Source organism: Alloprevotella sp. (assembly GCF_057240785.1).
This window is the reverse complement of the sequence record NZ_DBHHRH010000011.1, coordinates 69,080-86,822: the sequence shown is the minus strand read 5'-3', so window position 1 is coordinate 86,822 and position 17,743 is coordinate 69,080. Positions and strand designations below refer to the sequence as shown.

Sequence of the window (17,743 nt, the reverse complement as noted above, 5' to 3'; positions counted from 1 at the left end):
CATATAAGAGAAAAAGAGACCCATTTTAGGTCTCTTTTTGTCACTTATGCCAAAAAAACTATTTTTCCCCGAATTGCGCTGAAGAGTTCTTTGCCCTTTTCTTCGCAATAATCAGTCCAACTTTCCAGTAGCCACTGAGGCACATAAAGGGTTCTTCCGTTTCTCTCTCTGTAGCATACTTTCCACAGAGAATTTTTCCCCGGGAAATATAGAAGCAGAAGGGCTATAAGATGTAATCGCAAATAGGCTTATTGCGCTAAGGAATACAATAAGCCTGTCAGCTGGCGCCCTTATTGTGTCAGCTGACGCCCTTATTGTAGCTACGGCTGCCATGCGAAAAGCTGAATAGGTGTAGACTTTCATCTCTCCCTGCATCTTATTTTTTATAGGGAGGAGAAGAAGAGGCTTATACACCTCAGGCGGAGGCGTGGATTACCTTTTTTTACTATCTTTGCACCGTATCACAATTTTTACATGACTGATTACACAGAGACGTGCAAAAGTAGCACCCTACTTTTCCTTCCACGTGTATATCAGCCTCTTTTTATCATCAATCATTCTCAACAATGAAAAGACTACTACTTCTTCTCCTATTGATTTTGTCGGTGTCACTTCCGACATATTCGCAAATGCTCTTCTCCGAAAATCTCACCATGACGATAGATAGCACAAAAACCATACAGGGAACTCTCTTGCCTGTTTTGGATTTCAAAACTGAAAAGAAGAATGTGCTTACGTTCAAAAACACAACTAACCTCAACTTGCTTATAAAGCATAGACGGGTAATCAATTTAATAAACAAACTTGAATTTTCCACTTATGGTAAGAAAGTGACTGTGAGCGGAGGATACGTACATTCCGAATTTCGCTATTTGCTGGAACGAGCTTTCGAGGTATATCCCTACATAGAATCGCAATGGGCAGATAGTAGAGGAATGAATTACAAGGTTTCTACAGGTATACAATCGCGTTATAGACTTATAAATAGCGATCATTGCCTCATGTTTGCCGCTTTGGGAGCATTTTTTGAATTCGAAAAATGGGAGTATCCAGACCCCACGGCTGGGACTTTTGCTTATAGCCGCAGCCTCAAAAGTCACTTTTCTATTAGCTTCAGACATCAACTGGGCGAGCATTGGGAGCTTACAACAACGGCTATTCATCAGGGAAAACCAGATAACAGTTTTTTCAAGAAAGCTCGCTTTGGAGGAGCCGTCGATCTAAAATACAACATTACCCCTACAATTGGACTACGCGGAGCATATCGCCTCATCTACGATACAGCCCCGATTGTGCCTGTACGAAAAAACTACGAGTCAATTGAAGCCGGTATTGCTATCTCGTTTTAGGCAAACATAAAATAGAAGAAAACATAGAAAAGCCTCCTTACTCTCAAAAAGTAAGGAGGCTTTTTATTTTGAGGAGAACCCTAAAGGATTCTCTTATTTGAGAAGACGAGCGGAAAGCTTCTCCAGCATATCTTGCGTCATTGTATCGAGATCAAAAGAAGGTTTCCAATCCCACTCTGTACGCGCTGCTGAGTCGTCGAGGCTGTTGGGCCAACTATTAGCAATACTCTGCTTGAGCGGATCTACATTGTACTCCATCTCGAACGCAGGGCGATACTTCTTGATGGCTGCAAAAATCTCTTCGGGTGCGAAACTCATTGAGGCAATGTTGAAGCCGTTATAGTGGACAAGGCGACTGGCATCAGCTTCCATCAGCTGAACACAAGCCTTGAGGGCGTCGGGCATGTACATCATGTCCATATAAGTGCCTTGTGCGATGGGGCAAACAAACTTCTCACCGCGCACAGCACTGTAGTAGATATCAACAGCATAGTCGGTAGTGCCGCCTCCGGGAGGAGTCACATTGGAAATCAAACCTGGGAAGCGAACGCTGCGGGTTTCGATGCCATACTTGCGGTGGTAGTAGTCGCTGAGCAACTCAGTAGTAACTTTGCTCACGCCGTAGATAGTGCGCGGACGTTGAATAGTATCCTGCGGAGTTTGGTCGGCAGGAGTTTCCGGGCCGAAGCTACCGATAGAGCTGGGAGTGAAGACGAAGCAGTTGTGCTGACGTGCCACTTCGAGCACCTTGATAAGACCGTCAATACCTATATGCCATGCCAGGAGAGGCTTATGCTCAGCCACAACAGAGAGCAAAGCAGCCAGGTTATAAATCGCGTCGATGTTATACTTTGTCACGATGCGCTCAATGGCTTCACCATCCGTAACGTCGCAAACTTCGGCGGGGCCACTTTCTGCAAGTTCGCCCTTAGGTTCTGCACCTACGATATAGCCAGCCACAACGTGGTCGTTGCCATAGATGCTACGCAACTTCATTGTGAGTTCTGAGCCGATTTGGCCCGTTGCTCCAATCACGAGAATATTCTTCATGATTACGAATACTTATATTTGGTTTGTGAGTTATATGTTTTCTAACAGAAGAAAGTATTGCTACTTACATTTTGCAATGCAAAGGAAATCTTTTTTTCTGAAATTAGCAACTAAGCACTTGATAAATTCGGAAAAACTTATTTACTTTGTGTCGAAAATAGAAACACTGTTGGAACAAATCATCTAACATATAAATTCCAAATTACTATGTACGGTAAACTTCAAGAACATCTGCAAAAGTCTTTGCAGAACCTTAAGGACGCTGGCCTCTACAAGACTGAACGTCTCATTGAAAGCCCGCAGGCAGCTGCTATTCAGGTGGGCGGAAAAGAAGTACTCAACTTCTGCGCTAACAACTATCTGGGTTTGAGCAATCATCCGCGTCTCATTCAGGCAGCAAAGGATATGATGGACCGCCGCGGCTACGGAATGTCGAGCGTGCGCTTCATCTGTGGAACGCAGGATGTTCACAAAGAACTCGAAGCTGCTATTAGCGACTTCTTCAAAACAGAAGACACTATCCTCTATGCTGCTTGCTTCGATGCTAACGGCGGACTCTTTGGTAGTTTCCTCACGCAAGAGGACGCTATCATCTCCGATGCTCTCAACCATGCTTCCATCATTGACGGTGTGCGCCTCTGCAAGGCTGTGCGCTATCGCTACGCCAACGGCAATATGGAAGAACTAGAGAATTGCTTAAAAGAAGCTCAGGCTCAACGCTTCCGCATCATCTGCACCGATGGAGTATTCTCCATGGATGGCAATGTAGCTCCGATGGATAAGATCTGCGACTTGGCTGAAAAGTATGACGCTCTCGTTATGGTGGACGAAAGCCACTCGGCTGGCGTTGTGGGCAAAACGGGTCACGGCGTGAGCGAGTTCTACAACACTTATGGGCGTGTGGACATCTACACAGGCACACTTGGTAAGAGCTTCGGTGGCGCTGTGGGTGGTTTCACCACGGGTCGTAAAGAAATCATTGATATGCTCCGCCAGAGCAGTCGTCCGTATCTCTTCTCCAACTCTATTCCGCCTTCAGTGGTAGGTGCTGGTATTGAGACTTTCAAGATGCTCAAAGAGAGCAATGAGATTCACGATCACCTCGTGGAGAACGTCAACTACTTCCGCGACAAGATGCTCGCTGCTGGTTTCGACATCAAGCCCACACAGAGTGCCATTTGCGCCGTGATGCTCTACGATGCTCCGCTGAGTCAGAAATTTGCTGCTGCATTGCAAGAAGAAGGCATCTTCGTAACAGGTTTCTTCTACCCCGTAGTGCCGAAGGGCGAAGCACGCATCCGCGTTCAGATTTCAGCGGGTCACAGTCGCGAACAGCTCGACAAGTGTATCAATGCATTCATCAAGATTGGCAAAGAACTCAACGTGCTGAAATAATCTGACCAACTGAGGTACAAACACATTCTCAAAACAGAAACAACAAGGGCTGCCCCGCAAGGAGCAGCCCTTATTTTTATCTCACTAAATATTGCGTAAAGTTAGAAGATGACCTTCTTACCATTAACAATGTTCACGCCCTTTTGCAACGTACTGCGGCGACGGCCTTGCAGGTCGTAGATGGTGGCATTCTTAGAGCCTACTTCTACTCCCTGAATACCACTATGCACACCATAGAATCCTTGCCAATAGTTTGCAGCTTTATAAGCTGCTTCTGCACCAGCAGGAACGGTCAGCGTACAAGTGGTTTGATCCACAGAGATGAAAGGATTACCCGTTGTGGCTGCAGGTGTCACTGTCTTTGACGTCAGAGCTCTCAGAGCGGCCGTACCGAGAGAAGAAACGCCGAGTGTCTGCAAAGAATCGGACAAAACAACTTGAGAAACAGCGGCATTCTCAAAGGCGTAGTCGCCAATGCGTGTCACGCCTGCGGGCACTGTAAAGCTACCTGTGAGCGCTGCTGGATAGTAGATCAGAACAGGCTCGTTGTAGTCGTGCTTCTGTGAAGTTGTCACAACGATATTGCTAATGCGGCAACTACCTGTAGCTGTCAGCGTCACCTTCTGTTTTTGTCCCTCCCAGATCTTACCTGTAAGAGTGGCAGCATCTGAAGTGGCATTCCACAAACTAGCAGTCACTGCAATCTTTGTGATGCGCGTATTGTCGGGCACTTCAAAGGAGATCGTTGCATCTTTCGGCAGACGCAACTCTGCGGGATTCGTTCCTTTCTTATACATATAGACAACCGTACTGCCATGTGTATGCGTCATCGTCACTGGACCTGAAATGAGGTCTTGAGTCAGTTCACCGTTAGCAGCTTTCAGCGGACTGTCGCTGGTATCGAGTCTCCATGCGTTACTTGCAAAATCGAAATCGTTATTAGCCACGATAGGTTGTGATGCCGTCTCTGGCGAATAGATAATTTCGCTATTCGTATAGAGCACACCGTTCATACTGTGGTACTTTGTATTGGCAGCATCCACTGTAATCTGCTGCACTTTCAAACTATTGCGGAAAGCATCAGCAGCGATCGTCTTCACGGTGGAAGGTATCGAAACAGAAATCAAGTTGGCACAGTTTGCAAAAGCGCCAGAGGCTATACCCACTACTGTATACTGGTGAGAACCTTCTACATAAGCAGCAGGAATACTAACAGCACCTGCATAGGAACCATTATCTTTAGCAACAACCTCTACTTGTGATTTCGTCACAAAGCGATATTTCAAAGTTCCATCTGTTGCTTCATCGCCCACAACATGTCCCACATAGTCGGCATCGAGATAATTGAAATTAACCGAACCATCATTCTGTATAGTGATTTTATATACAGGTTTATTCAAATCTTTGCCGTTGAGAAGCATGAAGGATGGGTTGGACGTTTTGGTAATCTCTCTCTTAGTACCTGCACTTCCGGGGAAGAGTTCAGCAGCTGTTCCACCTGTTCTTGTAACAACTGCGGAGAGATAGGTGCAACGCAGCCGATCCGCATCATTATTGAGCTGATTGTAGTACCACGACTGCTTGTCATAAGCCACGTGCTGCACAAACATTCCACTACCAAAAGATTCGGGATACCATGTGCCAGGTTCGCGTTGCTCTAAAATGAAATACTCTCTATCGTCGGCATCATTGCGAATCAGAGCAGCGTTAGAACCTTCAGTGGAACCCACTTTGTAGAGGGTGATATTATCAGCTTCCGTAAGTTCGGGGATTTTCTCCCAACCCAGATAACTACGCTCATAGGCTGTGTAGCCTATCGGTGCGCGGGCAGAACCAGAAGGCAGGTAGCACCCCTGACACATGATGGACCATTTGCCCATCGTCACATCTCTATGTCCATAGTTGGTCACATAGAAGTCGGGCAAACCGAGAGCATGGCCAAATTCATGACAGAACACGCCCATACCCATCAACACATCACTGTTATTGCTACCATACAGCTCATTACCCACAAAGTAGGCATTGAAATGTACACCACTCATAGTAGTGTTAATGTCCATCTCCTGTGGCCAAAGTGTATCATCACCACCCCCAGTAGCTTCGCCGCCACCAGCATAGAGAATACTCACGAGGGGCACTGCACCATTCACCGCATAGTCTCTGAAGTTAACGCCCTTGCTCACGGCAGCAGCAACGGCCTCGCGCACACATTGCGTTGTTCCGCTCTTATTGGTATTACCACCATAGGTGGCATAACCAGAATTGAGCGTCACTTTTGCCACCACCTTAAACGTGGGGCGGAACATTCCGTTGGACTGGCTGATAAAGTAGTCGCGGGCAGAACCTTTACAACCTTCTTCTTCGTTATAACCTTGTTCGTTGAAAAAGCGATTCATCTTTTCAACAGTCGTGGTGGACTTAAACTTCAAATCTGAAAACTCCACCATGATAACAGGAATTGTCACATCGCCAATACTATTGACTGCGCCTACACCGCTCTTGCCGTATTCGCCCAAACCATCATCTGTAGAACTATAGATCACGTGATTCGGAGCATGGTGCTCCTCTGGGTTTTGGCGACGCATGATGCGCGTTGCATCTTCCTCCGTCAGGCGATTCTGAAGCAAAAAAGCCTTTTCTGCTACCGAACGCACCGACTCGTTATGAGCCAAAACGTTGGAAGGCAACAATCCCTTTTCACCCACAACGGCATAACATAAATCTTTATTGGCATTACGCACCAAGACTGCACCATCTGGGGTGGTAAAAAAATCGGTCATACGAGAGCCGTGACGATAAACGGCAACAACCGAACCGTCGCTCTGTGTGATATACTCCAGCTGGTACAAAGGCTGAACGGCCCAAGCACCAACAGTGAGCGTCAACAGAAGGACGAACAATGTCAATACTCTTTTCATATCAATTTGAATTTATACTATCTATTATAGAGGACTAAAACACAAAGATATAATATATTCTCGACTTTTTGTCTCTTTTTCGCCCCGTCCCTAAAAAAATATTGTAATTTAACACCTCAATAACATAAAAGGCGCGAGGAAAGCAACAAAAAGCAAACTCAACTTATCTATAACAAGTCTATAAGCCTTGCCACTGATAAGCATGAGCCGCTCTGTTGCTGTACGACACAGTAAGCGCACTGAAAGCATAGAGAGAAACTCGAATGTGAATAGAAGCGAAAACTGTATAGACTATCTCTCACTCTCTCCCATCGTCGCTCCAGCAGCACAACGCTACTCACGCCTCCGGCGGAGGCGCACTATGCTTAACCGCGGGTGATACCCGAGCCAAAGCGAGGGGGAACCCGTGGAGAAGTGGACAGACGACGGCTCTCACTTCCGACGCTGGAGGCGTCGCACTGAAAGCGTCGAGAGAGGGACTCGGACAAGAATATAAAAGTGGAAACTGTATATACTCTCCCCTGCTCTCCCACCTCCGCTCCCACCACAACACAGAGTAGCCCACGCCTCCGGCGGAGGCGCACTATGCTTAACCGCGGGTGATACCCGAGCAGAGCGAGGGGGAACCCGTGGAGAAGTGGACAGAAAGGACTCCGACGCTGGAGGCGTCGCACTGAAAGCGTCGAGGGAGAAACTCACATAATATCAAAAGTGCCTCAAAGAAGATTCTAACCTAAGGGGAAGACATAAAAAAGGGCGACTACCGTGTGGTAGTCGCCCTTTGAAGAGGGATTATAGATTTTTACTTTCTAATCGTTTTACTTCGCAAACAACTGAACGTTGCGTTGCAGTGTTCCGTTGAAGCCGAAAGGCTTGCTACTGCGGAGCTTGAGATCGAGTTTTGCTACTTGAGCAGGGGCTGCTTGACCTGTAACCTGGAGTATTTCTTTGAAGACACCAAATCCGCCAACATTAGGAATAGCATAGTAGCAATATAAGGTGAACACACCCTTTGAGTATGTGCTCTGGACTTTTGACTTACCAATAGCATAAGCATCAAGAGCAAATACAGGACCTAATACCTGACCTTTTTCTGAGTGAGTATAGCCTGTAGCGTTACCTGTCTTAGCATCAAACGATACAGTGTTGTCACTTGCTAAATTAAATGCAAAACCTGTAGTATTATTCCGGACAAACGGTTTGAAGAGATAGTTTCCAGTACCCTTATCGCCCTTATAGATTACTACATCTGTTGATTGTCCGAACAGAGACGTAGTGAACTTACCTGTGTAAGCTGCTTTGAAGTTTTCAGGTTCAGAAGTACTTGCCATCGGGTCGACAACGAAAGATTTGCCATCAACCGTTGCAACGAGCTGGTAATTGTCGTTGTAGGTGAGTTCGGCTTTCTTCTGTGTATTCTTACCTGTCACAGCTCCTCCATTGTTAGCGAAAGTGTAAGTGGCATCTTCCACGTCGTTATCGTTGAACACTGCTACACCTGTACCCTTGCCTTGTGCATCAAGCGGGTTAAGATTTGCCGTGAAGTACTTAGTAGAGTCGGCAGAATAGCCTTCCCACATACCTGCAATACTTGTTGGCTTAGCTTCAGCGCGCTCTGCTTGGAGGTGGAACTGCGTAGAACCATCACTCGTCGTCATTTGGAAAATGAAGTTCTTTGATGAGTGAAGGATAGCGAGATAAGCTGTTGCTGTCAGCTTCTTAGTTCCATTTTGACCGTCGCCAAAGTAGCAAGAAGGAGCAGTGGCTTGGAGCATACCCGTAGAGTCAGAGTACTGTACGTCATGGGAAACCATAACCACCTTCACTTCGCCACTATCAGGAGCTGTAGCGCGAGCTGTACGGAGCACATAGAAGAGGTCCTTACCTGCTGCATCTTTTGTCAAAATGCCTGTGTAGTCGTAGTTACCCTCTGTGCTAGCAACAGATTTCCATACTCCGTAGGGAAGACTCTTCTGATACTTCTGAACACCTTCGTCGAAGCGGTCATCTTTCAGACAGGACGTGAGTCCCAATCCGACCAATAGCATTAAAGCTAATGTTTTGATATACTGTTTCATTATTGTATCGTTTTTATAGATTTTCGCTGATTACTTCCAGTTCTTCTGGAGGTTCTTGTTGGCCAGCAAGTCGTTGTATGGGATTTCCCAAACGAAGCGCTGATCTTTGCTATCTACAGTAAGCTCAATATTACGGTCTTTGTTGGCCTGCATGATAAGCTCACCATTCTGCATAGTCTGTCCCTTACGAGAGAAACCTTCACCCCAACGCTTCAGACCATCGAGGCGCTGACCTTCACCGATAAACTCACGGAACCATTCGTCCTTGATCAACTGGAAGAGCTCTGTGCCTGTCTTCGTTGTGGCAACAAGACCACGTGCTTGGCGAAGCGTGTTGAGATAATTCTGAGCATCGCTCGTGTTGCCTAAGCGGTAAGATGCTTCTGCTGCAATCAGATACTGCTCTGCTATACGGAAAGGCTTATCAATATTGAGATATGTGTGTTCTGCATCAGCACCTGTCTTGTTCAAAGAAGCATTACCAGGGAACTTATTGAGCACATAGATGTTATCAGCAAACGTATTTACTTGCTTCACCCGCACAACTTCAAAGAAGGCATAACGGCGGATGTCTGAAACATCGTAAGCGTCGATGGTTGTCTGGCTCGGCAGGAAGTAGGGAGAGTATGCTTGGTCAGAAGAGCTCCAGTTATGGTAAACGCTGTAATCTGAAGCGCCATCATCCGGAGTGGCTGCGGGAACAAAGATAAACTCTTTACCTTCATCGTTCTCAAACTCAGAGAAGAGACCATCTCTCGTTGTTTCCAAACCGAAATGGGAATCGTCGATGAGCGACTTAGCCATCGCAACTGCATTTGCGTAATCCTCGTGGTAGAGATCAACGCGTGCTTCGAGCGCATTCAGCATCTGAGTAGATACCAACTCACGAGACGTAGGATCCGTATTCTGAATGTATTTACGAGCTGAAGCCAAATCTGCCTTGATGAACTCAAAAGTAGCTTTGAGACTTGCGCGAGCCGGACGAGCGTTAACATCAACCGTTGTGATGAGCGGCAGACCCAACTGCTTGTCGGCTGTAGCGGGATCATAGTCAGCGCAATAGCGAACAGCCAACTGTGAATAAGCAAAAGCACGCAAGAAGTAAGCTTCAGCCTTGTACTGTGCCATCGTCAGAGAATCGGACGTAGTAACAGGAATTTTATCACAGTTGTTCAAGAAGTTATTGGCTTGGTTGATAGCGGTAAACATTGTTTGCCACATACCGCCCATATCTCTTGAAGTGAACGACCAGTCGTAAGTTGTACCACCATTGTTGAGGTAGCCCTTACCTGGCTGATAGTAGTCAGCTTGAAGGTCAGAAGTGTACCATCCCACACCGCAGATACCACGGATATAGGAATGAATACCGATATTGAAGTTGGTAGCATCGCTAAACTTCACCCAAGACTGTTCGTTAGGGATTGACGTTGTAGGATATTGGTCAAGCTCGCAAGCTGTGAATACTGGCATTGCCAGAACAGCCAACATTGCTGCTTTAAATATACTCTTTTTCATAATTGTCAATGCGTTTAATGTTAGAATGTAACCTCTACGCCGAGAGAGAACTCACGCGTATTGGGATATGCACCCGCAGCAACGTTTGTGTCGGTTTCAGGATCTGCACCCTTCCACTTCGTGATGGTGAGCAGGTTGCGTGCAGCAGCCGTTAGGCGGACATTGCGGATAAAGTTCGTTGCTTCCATCCAATGCTTCGGCAAATCGTAAGAGAGAGAGAGATTCTTCAGACGGCAGAAAGAAGCGTTGTGAAGGAGAGAGGTGTCAAACTGATTGGAATAACCAAACTTCGGCACATTGGTGATATCATCAGGCTTTGTCCACTGGTTGAGCATTGCGCGGTCAAGGTTCATACCAGAAGAGGCCATATTACCACCACCCATGGTGAAGAACTCTATATTATCTTGCATATACTTACCGAGAACGTAAGCAAAGTCAGCATTCAGCGTGAAGCCCTTCCAAGTTGCGGTGAGACCGAAACCACCTGTAACAGGCGCCCAATACTTCTTACCTGTATCTTGGCTGAGATTTGACTGATCAAAATCCTTCGTCATCGTGTTTGAATCAAACACATGAGCATTGCCGTCGCCAGTGTAGCCTTTCTTGTACCACATGATTTCACCATCCTTCTTATCAACACCAGCACGGATAGGCATATAATAACTAACAGCCTTACCCACGAAATAGCGAACACCTGTACCATCTGTTCCCCATTCATCCAAGCCGTAGAAGAGTTTCGTCACCTTATTGGCATTGTAAGCTAAGTTACCGTAAACGTTCACATCCAGACCGTTCCAGTTCTTAACTGCGTCTACATTGAACTGCATTTCGATACCTTGGTTCAGCATTGTACCCACGTTCATCGTCTGTGAAGAGAAACCTGTGGTGTAAGGGAGAGGTACACTCATCAACATGTCCTTAGTGGTGCGATGGTAGTAGTCCAACTCGAGATTCACACGGTCGAAGAGACGAGCAGAGAAACCAACGTTGGCTTGGATTTGCGTTTCCCAACCAAGTTCCTCGTTAGCAGGAGAACTCAGCACCCAACCAGAATGTCCATTGTAGAGTGTAGAACCTGTCTTACCAAGACTTGAATAGTTACCGATACCAGAAGAGTTACCAGTAGAACCTACACTGGCTTTGAACTTCAGATCGTTGAGCCAAGCAACGCCCTTCAAGAAGTCTTCTGCCTTCATGTCCCACATCAAACCACCTGAAGCAAAGGTTGCTGAACGATTGTTCTTACCGAAGCGAGAGCTGCGGTCGTTACGAACCGTTACGTTAGCAAAGTATTTATTTCTCAAGTTATAGTCTACACGACCGAAGAAAGAGAGATATTCATACTTCGTGTGACCATAAAGATTGGGGAGTTCGGCTTTCGTACCAGAACCTACTTCCATCAAGCGAGGATCGCTCTGACCACGAGTGTAGCTATTGAACGCACTGCTTGTGCCCTTGATACCTTCCTGACCAAGGAGGAATGTCAGATGATGGTCTTCTTTGACATCAAACTTATACTCCGCTGTATTCGTGATAGTAAAGCTTGCAAAACGATCGAAGTATTCGTTAGCCTGACCGCCATCCTTTGTTTTCAACCAAGGAGCAGTGGGGAGCAACTTAGTAGTCTGTCTCGTATCAGAAGCATCCACACCGAGCTGTGAACGCAGTGTCAAACCGCGCATCGGGGTGAGCTGAACGAAAGCAGTACCTGTGATACGAGCTTCGTTGATAAGACGAGGACGATACTTGTTAAGAGTCTCCAACTTATATTCACCTATCTCTGGGAAATAGTCCTTCTTATTGCCATTTTCATCATACGGATTCCAATAAGGCGGAAGGAGCACAGAACCTAACACAGGGTTGTTCCAGACATAGAGAGAACCATTTTTTGCATTAGAGTCCACGTTACGTTCGTCGTAGTTCAAACCTACGTTCACACCATAACGGAACCAATCGAGAGCTTGTGACTCAATGTTGGTACGTACAGTGTAGCGTTTAAACTCAGAATACGGTGTCAGACCATCTTTCTTCATCAAAGAAGCAGAAGTATAATAAACAGTCTTATCACCACCACCCTGCACACTAAATGTTGTATTATAAATAGGAGCAGAATCCTTATAGAAATACTTCAGCCAGTCGGTGTTATAGCCTTGTTTCTTATATTTTGCATAATCAGCAGCAGAAACAACACCATTCTTGAGCTGATACTCGAGCAATTCGGCTGTATTCATTGGATTGCCCTGGCGACGTGCCAACTGGCTCCAACCAATACTCTGACCTACCTTCACAACGGCACGCTCGTTGGCGTGACCTTTCTTTGTAGTTACATAGATAACACCATTGGCTGCACGAGAACCATAGATAGATGTTGCAGAAGCATCACGAAGCACCGTGTAGCTGGCGATATCGTTCTGGTTCATCATGTAGAACACATCTGAAGCAACAGGAGAGCCATCAATAACGAACAAAGGCTCATTGCCACCATTCAGAGAACCGTTACCACGCACGGTAGTACTCATACCGGAAACGGAACCAGCATCACCCGTGCTGCTGAGAATCTGAACACCAGCAACCTTACCTTGCAAAGCATCGAGAGCAGTAGTCACAGGTTTGTTTTCGATCTTGTCGGAACTAACTTTCGTTACAGAACCAACAACCGTACCCAACTTCTTAGCAGTACCATAACCTACGACAACAGCTTCCTCGAGCATCTGCTTGTCCTTGAGAACAATATTCATATTGCCAGCAACGCTCACGCTTTGCTTTTCCATACCAACGTAAGAGACCTCAAGCTGTTTTGCAGAAGAAGGAACGCTGGACAGCGTAAAATTACCGTTGGTGTCGGTTTGCGTCCAAATCTTAGTTCCTTGAACTCGAACAGTTGCACCGGCTACGGGTTCTCCGTTTGCGTCCGCAACATGACCAGTCACGCGCTTCTGCGCAGTCATTGAACCTGCTGTAAGCAAGCACGCAGACAAAAGCACTAACTTCTTGTTCATAATATAACCATTAAATTAAACAATAATATACAATGTTGTTAATGTATTAGTATCTTAAGATAAAGAAACGAAGCATGGAAGCAAGGAGTTCACTTTCCCCTACTACTTTTCATTTTCCTCAAAATACACTCACTTAGAATATTCATCTACCACCTCACTGCATCACCCATAAAAACAGAGTGGAAGCAAAGTCGAAGTAAAACTGACTTTTTGCAAATGTACATCTTTTTCATTAACTTCCAAATAAAAATTAGTTTTTTGAGCATTTTTTTAACAATGACCCGCATTTTCCTTGATTTCCGACTTTTTGAACAAGTATATTTGAAAGGCGAGCTTGGCATTTTTAGCCTTAAAAAAGTTTTACTTCTCTCTTTTTCCGTTCTCAGTAAAGTTCCTTTTTGATAGGTTTATATCTCTTTTTAATAGTTTCATTCCTCTTTTAGCTTTACAAATGCTCTATTTTAGACTTCGCTTTTATTCTGCTTTCGTCAAAAAAACTTATACTTAACTCTATTTTTAGCAAAAACCACAAGGAGATTCTTCTAACAAAAGAAAAAGATTACGGAACACCTAAATAGTAATAAAGAAAGCGCTCTCACCTCTGCTCTCGCATCCACACAGAACCGCCTCCGGAGGAGGCGCACCATGCGTAACCGCGGGTGATACCCGAGCAAAGCGAGGGGGAACCCGTGGAAAAGTGGACAGTACCAACCTCCGACGCCGGCGGCGCCGCACTGAAAGCGTGGAGAAAGTATCATCCATCTCTCCACCAAGAAAAAACTCTTTTTTGTTGTCACGTTGTCACAGAGATATTCAACGGTCTGACAAACAGAGACTTATAGGCGTGACAACAAGGTGACAATAATATTTTACCGTCACACTGTTATTACACACTTAATATATATATTCAACAAGTTACACTCAAAGTGTGACAACGTAGCAACGTGACAACAAAAAATAAAACACAGGGAGAAGGAGACGACATACGCTTTTTCGGATTGTTTTATCGTGCGCTCCAATACAATAAGGGTGTGAGCTGACAGAATAAGGATGTCAGCTGACAGGCTTATTGTATCTGAAAACGCAATAAGGATATTAGCGGACAACTATAATGATTATTGAAAACACAAGAAGGAAAAACGCTACTCTCTCTTGAGTATCCAGCAATGGTTTAATGATAAAAAGAATGAAAAAACCTTCAACCGTGAGTGGCTGAAGGCGATTAAGGCGTCATAATATTGTCTGCTTTAACTTAAAGATGTAGCGTTTTCTTACGTCCTTCTATATAAAGGCCTTTTTGAGGGTGCTGAACGCGACGACCTGCAAGGTCGTAAATTGTCTTGCGCTCAGGGTTTGTCACGGAGGGAGTATTGATGGCTGTAGTATTGTTGTCTACTTGCTCGATGATCCACGCTGCGCCTTGTGGGCGGATGGGTTGCGGCTTATGCTCCAAAACCGAACCCGCACCAATGATACCTGGCAGAGCAGTGGAGGTTTGTGGGACGGGATAGAAATTGTGGCCGCCCATGCTGATTTGATAATCCTGCGTAGTGGGGTTGAAAGCGAACGTAACACCGGAACGCCCTGGAGCCATACGCACGGCATAGCCTATCTTTCCGAGATTCGTGGCGGAAGCTGAGAGCAACCAACGGCCAGTAGAGACATTCTGCAAACGAACCGTTTGGCTGTGGTCGGCATTGATTGTAGACGAAACAATCTGCCATTTAGTGCCTACTGTGTCGGTCGGCAGAAAGGAATAGCGCAGGTAAGCATCCGTATTGAGGTCGGCCAATACCAATCCGCTAAAAGCCTCAACATTGTTGTGTATTCTATATTGCTGTCCCTCTTCCAGATAACCGAAAGAAGCCCACAAAGCATTGACAGCATCGGAGAGACGCTTGCTGAGAGCCGTCACGTCGGTGTTTCCACGCGCCAGTTCGCTCTCCACTTCAGCAATACCGGCAGCCAGTGCAGCCTTAGCGGCTGCACTGAACTTTCCGGTTTCTTTCTTTGCTGCATAAGTCTGCACTTTGTTGAGCAGACTGGAAGCATCGGAGAGGGCATCCGTCAGGGCTTCCATACCCTGAACAGCATCCACCGCCACAAACTTCCACAAACCACCATTGCCCGAAGCGGCATCCGTCCAAAGATTAACGGCTAAACCTTGCCCTGGCATACTGGCATTGAGATACCATCCGCCCACTTGGTCGGAACTGATGGTGTAGTAATAGCTATTGCCATCTTTACCGTAGCCTGCTTTGCCCAGTTCGAAGCAATAGTGCTTTGCATTGGTGTCGTAGTCCCAACGTCCCGTGTTGCTCTGCTGCGTTGGGTTCTGCTTCAAACTGCCTTTTGGGAAAGCCTTGCAAACCAAAGCGTATTTACCAGGGGCTGTAGGACTCTGCTCGAAAGCCCAAAGCTGATAATCGTAGTTAGCATCTCCTTTAGCAGCCGTTGGGGCTGTCCAAAGACGATTTGCCTGCGCGCCTTTTGCTGCATAGGTTGAGATGAGCGAAGACCCACTGCTGAGGAGCTCTATGCTGCGCCCCTGACGAGAAGCATCGGTGGCGCGCGTCTGCAACTGGTAGTAGTGGTGCACGGTATCGTTCGACACACGCGGCAGCACCATATCCGTGGCAGAAGCCGTAGTGAGATCGCGGCGGCAGTAGGTGAATCCTGCTAAGTTCAAATAGGTTGTGTCGGCCTGGATGCGACGTACAAAATTATTGTAGTTCTTTGCGCTCGGCTCTGTCCAACCTGCTTCGGCAATCGCCAGCAAACGCGGCAGGGCGAGGTATTCGAGATAGTCGTTTGTACCAACGTGTTCTGTCCAGAACGAACCTTGCACACCGGTGTAGTACTTGCGCTGAGCAGCAGTTAGACTATTGGGCGCAGCTTCGGCATTGTAGGTAGCAGCCAGATTGTCGGACCCATCGCCCGCACCGCTGGGCTCATCTGGAGCTTTGCTCTGCTTACGGTTGATATAATAAGGGCCGTAGAAAGTCACGATATTGTTGAGTCCCATATTGGCAGCCTGAATGGCAGAAGCCGCAGCGGGATGCCAGCACATAACAGTGACCTCGGCAGCTTTGATGCTATCGAGCTCAGAATCTTTGGCTGTGATGGCTTCATTCCACACCGCTGTTTTATGTCCGTGCTGCTTGATGAAATCGGCCATCTCCTTGATGAAACGACTCTGCAACCAACGATAGCTCTTGAGCCCCTCACGCTGATACAAAGCCTTGCACTCGGCATTCTGCTCCCAAGCGTTAGTGGGACATTCATCGCCACCAATAGAAACCATCTCGAAGGGGAAGAGTTCCATCACTTCTTTCATAACATCCTTGGCGAACTGAACAGCTTTGGGATTGGCCACATTGAGAATGTCCGTATAAACACCACCTTGGAGAGGAATCTTGTGCTCTCCATCGGGCCAGCAGCTAAATTCGGGATAGGCAGCCAATGCCGAAACAATATGACCGGGCATATCAACCTCTGGGAGAATTTCTATATGGCGTGCTTTGGCATAAGCCACCACCTCGCGCACTTGTTCCTGGGTGTAGAAGAAGGGGCCGTCCTGCTTATTCGTCCAATAAGGGCCGTGCTTCAAATCAGTGAGATAGGAGTTTTCACGCGTGGCACCAATGGTGGTGAGTTTGGGATATTTCTTGATTTCCAAACGCCAACCTTGGTCGTCGGTGATGTGCCAATGGAAACGATTGAGCTTGTAGTCGGCCATCACGTTGAGTATTTTCTTAATCTCATCAACGTCGAAGAAATGACGAGAAACGTCGAGCATAAAACCGCGATAGCCAAAGCGAGGACTATCCGTGATGCTGACAACGGGGAGAGGCAGAGCGGTCAGATTGGCATCGGCTACACCTGCACGAACCGAAGCGGGCATCAGTTTCTTCAGCGTGGTCAGGCCATAGAAGAAACCTGCGGTGGTGTTGCTCTGAAGTTTCACCCCACTGGTTGTGATGTCGAGTTTGTAGCCTTCGGGATCGAGTGTGCCATCATAGCGCGACAACACTATTTGTGCGCCAGAGGTTTTGTTGGTAGTCTTCACCTGCAATCCCGACTTGCCGTTGAGGAATTCAACAAAATTGGTAGCTTCGGCTTTGATGCTATCGGGTAAACCTGCCACGCAAATACTGAAGTTGGTGGGAAGCGACAGTGTCCCAGTGCCCACCGTCATTTGCTTGGGCTTCGGCGTCAGGTTGACAAAATTTTCTGCACCTGCGCCAAAGGGGCACAATAGCATCAGTGCGAAAAATAACAATAGAATACGTTTCATGAAAAATATAGTTTAGGTATTATTTCTCCGCAAAGTTAAATCTTTTCACAAACCATACAAAGCAAAGTGACACGAAACGCCTACAGATAAAAAGAAAAGGGAACTTCCGTGGATAGAATCCTACAGGAAATTCCCTTTATAA

At 46.5% G+C, this 17,743-nt stretch carries 8 protein-coding genes; 2 read left to right on the top strand and 6 right to left on the bottom strand.

Annotated elements, in window-relative coordinates:
- The first annotated feature begins 566 nt into the window (after nt 1–566).
- Nucleotides 567–1,349 carry a hypothetical protein gene (locus tag ACO4R2_RS03185; protein ID WP_484769132.1) on the top strand — a complete coding sequence of 261 codons (783 nt, stop codon included), beginning with the start codon at nt 567–569 and terminating at the stop codon, nt 1,347–1,349.
- A gap of 93 nt (nt 1,350–1,442) precedes the next feature.
- Here ACO4R2_RS03185 and ACO4R2_RS03180 read toward each other — a convergent pair whose 3' ends face one another.
- Nucleotides 1,443–2,399, bottom strand: coding sequence for an NAD-dependent epimerase/dehydratase family protein (locus ACO4R2_RS03180; RefSeq protein ID WP_315091691.1), 957 nt, complete (start codon nt 2,397–2,399; stop codon nt 1,443–1,445).
- Between the two features lie 207 nt (nt 2,400–2,606).
- On the opposite strand from ACO4R2_RS03180, the gene kbl reads away from it, so the two are divergent.
- On the top strand, nt 2,607–3,794 hold the full coding sequence (gene kbl, locus ACO4R2_RS03175) for a glycine C-acetyltransferase (protein ID WP_315091689.1): 1,188 nt from the start codon (nt 2,607–2,609) through the stop codon (nt 3,792–3,794).
- A gap of 101 nt (nt 3,795–3,895) precedes the next feature.
- Here kbl and ACO4R2_RS03170 read toward each other — a convergent pair whose 3' ends face one another.
- From ACO4R2_RS03170 to ACO4R2_RS03150, 5 genes are all read right to left on the bottom strand, one after another.
- Nucleotides 3,896–6,712, bottom strand: a complete 2,817-nt coding sequence (locus ACO4R2_RS03170; protein ID WP_484769131.1) for a M6 family metalloprotease domain-containing protein — start codon at nt 6,710–6,712, stop codon at nt 3,896–3,898.
- 818 nt (nt 6,713–7,530) lie between these two features.
- A complete protein-coding gene (locus tag ACO4R2_RS03165) occupies nt 7,531–8,790 on the bottom strand; it encodes a hypothetical protein (RefSeq protein ID WP_484769130.1) in 1,260 nt (419 codons plus the stop codon).
- A 30-nt stretch (nt 8,791–8,820) separates the two neighbouring features.
- A complete protein-coding gene (locus tag ACO4R2_RS03160; protein ID WP_484769129.1) occupies nt 8,821–10,305 on the bottom strand; it encodes a RagB/SusD family nutrient uptake outer membrane protein in 1,485 nt (494 codons plus the stop codon).
- 20 nt (nt 10,306–10,325) lie between these two features.
- Nucleotides 10,326–13,304, bottom strand: a complete 2,979-nt coding sequence (locus ACO4R2_RS03155; protein WP_484769128.1) for a SusC/RagA family TonB-linked outer membrane protein — start codon at nt 13,302–13,304, stop codon at nt 10,326–10,328.
- A gap of 1,252 nt (nt 13,305–14,556) precedes the next feature.
- Complete coding sequence (locus ACO4R2_RS03150; RefSeq protein ID WP_484769127.1) at nt 14,557–17,601, bottom strand: beta-N-acetylhexosaminidase; 3,045 nt, start codon at nt 17,599–17,601, stop codon at nt 14,557–14,559.
- Between the last annotated feature and the right edge of the window lie 142 nt (nt 17,602–17,743).

What these genes read in the sequence shown, in the direction of transcription:
- ACO4R2_RS03185 (WP_484769132.1), top strand. Translation starts at nt 567, where the DNA reads ATGAAAAGACTACTACTTCTTCTCCTATTGATTTTGTCGGTGTCACTT.
- ACO4R2_RS03180 (WP_315091691.1), bottom strand. Translation starts at nt 2,399, where the DNA reads ATGAAGAATATTCTCGTGATTGGAGCAACGGGCCAAATCGGCTCAGAA.
- kbl (WP_315091689.1), top strand. Translation starts at nt 2,607, where the DNA reads ATGTACGGTAAACTTCAAGAACATCTGCAAAAGTCTTTGCAGAACCTT.
- ACO4R2_RS03170 (WP_484769131.1), bottom strand. Translation starts at nt 6,712, where the DNA reads ATGAAAAGAGTATTGACATTGTTCGTCCTTCTGTTGACGCTCACTGTT.
- ACO4R2_RS03165 (WP_484769130.1), bottom strand. Translation starts at nt 8,790, where the DNA reads ATGAAACAGTATATCAAAACATTAGCTTTAATGCTATTGGTCGGATTG.
- ACO4R2_RS03160 (WP_484769129.1), bottom strand. Translation starts at nt 10,305, where the DNA reads ATGAAAAAGAGTATATTTAAAGCAGCAATGTTGGCTGTTCTGGCAATG.
- ACO4R2_RS03155 (WP_484769128.1), bottom strand. Translation starts at nt 13,304, where the DNA reads ATGAACAAGAAGTTAGTGCTTTTGTCTGCGTGCTTGCTTACAGCAGGT.
- ACO4R2_RS03150 (WP_484769127.1), bottom strand. Translation starts at nt 17,601, where the DNA reads ATGAAACGTATTCTATTGTTATTTTTCGCACTGATGCTATTGTGCCCC.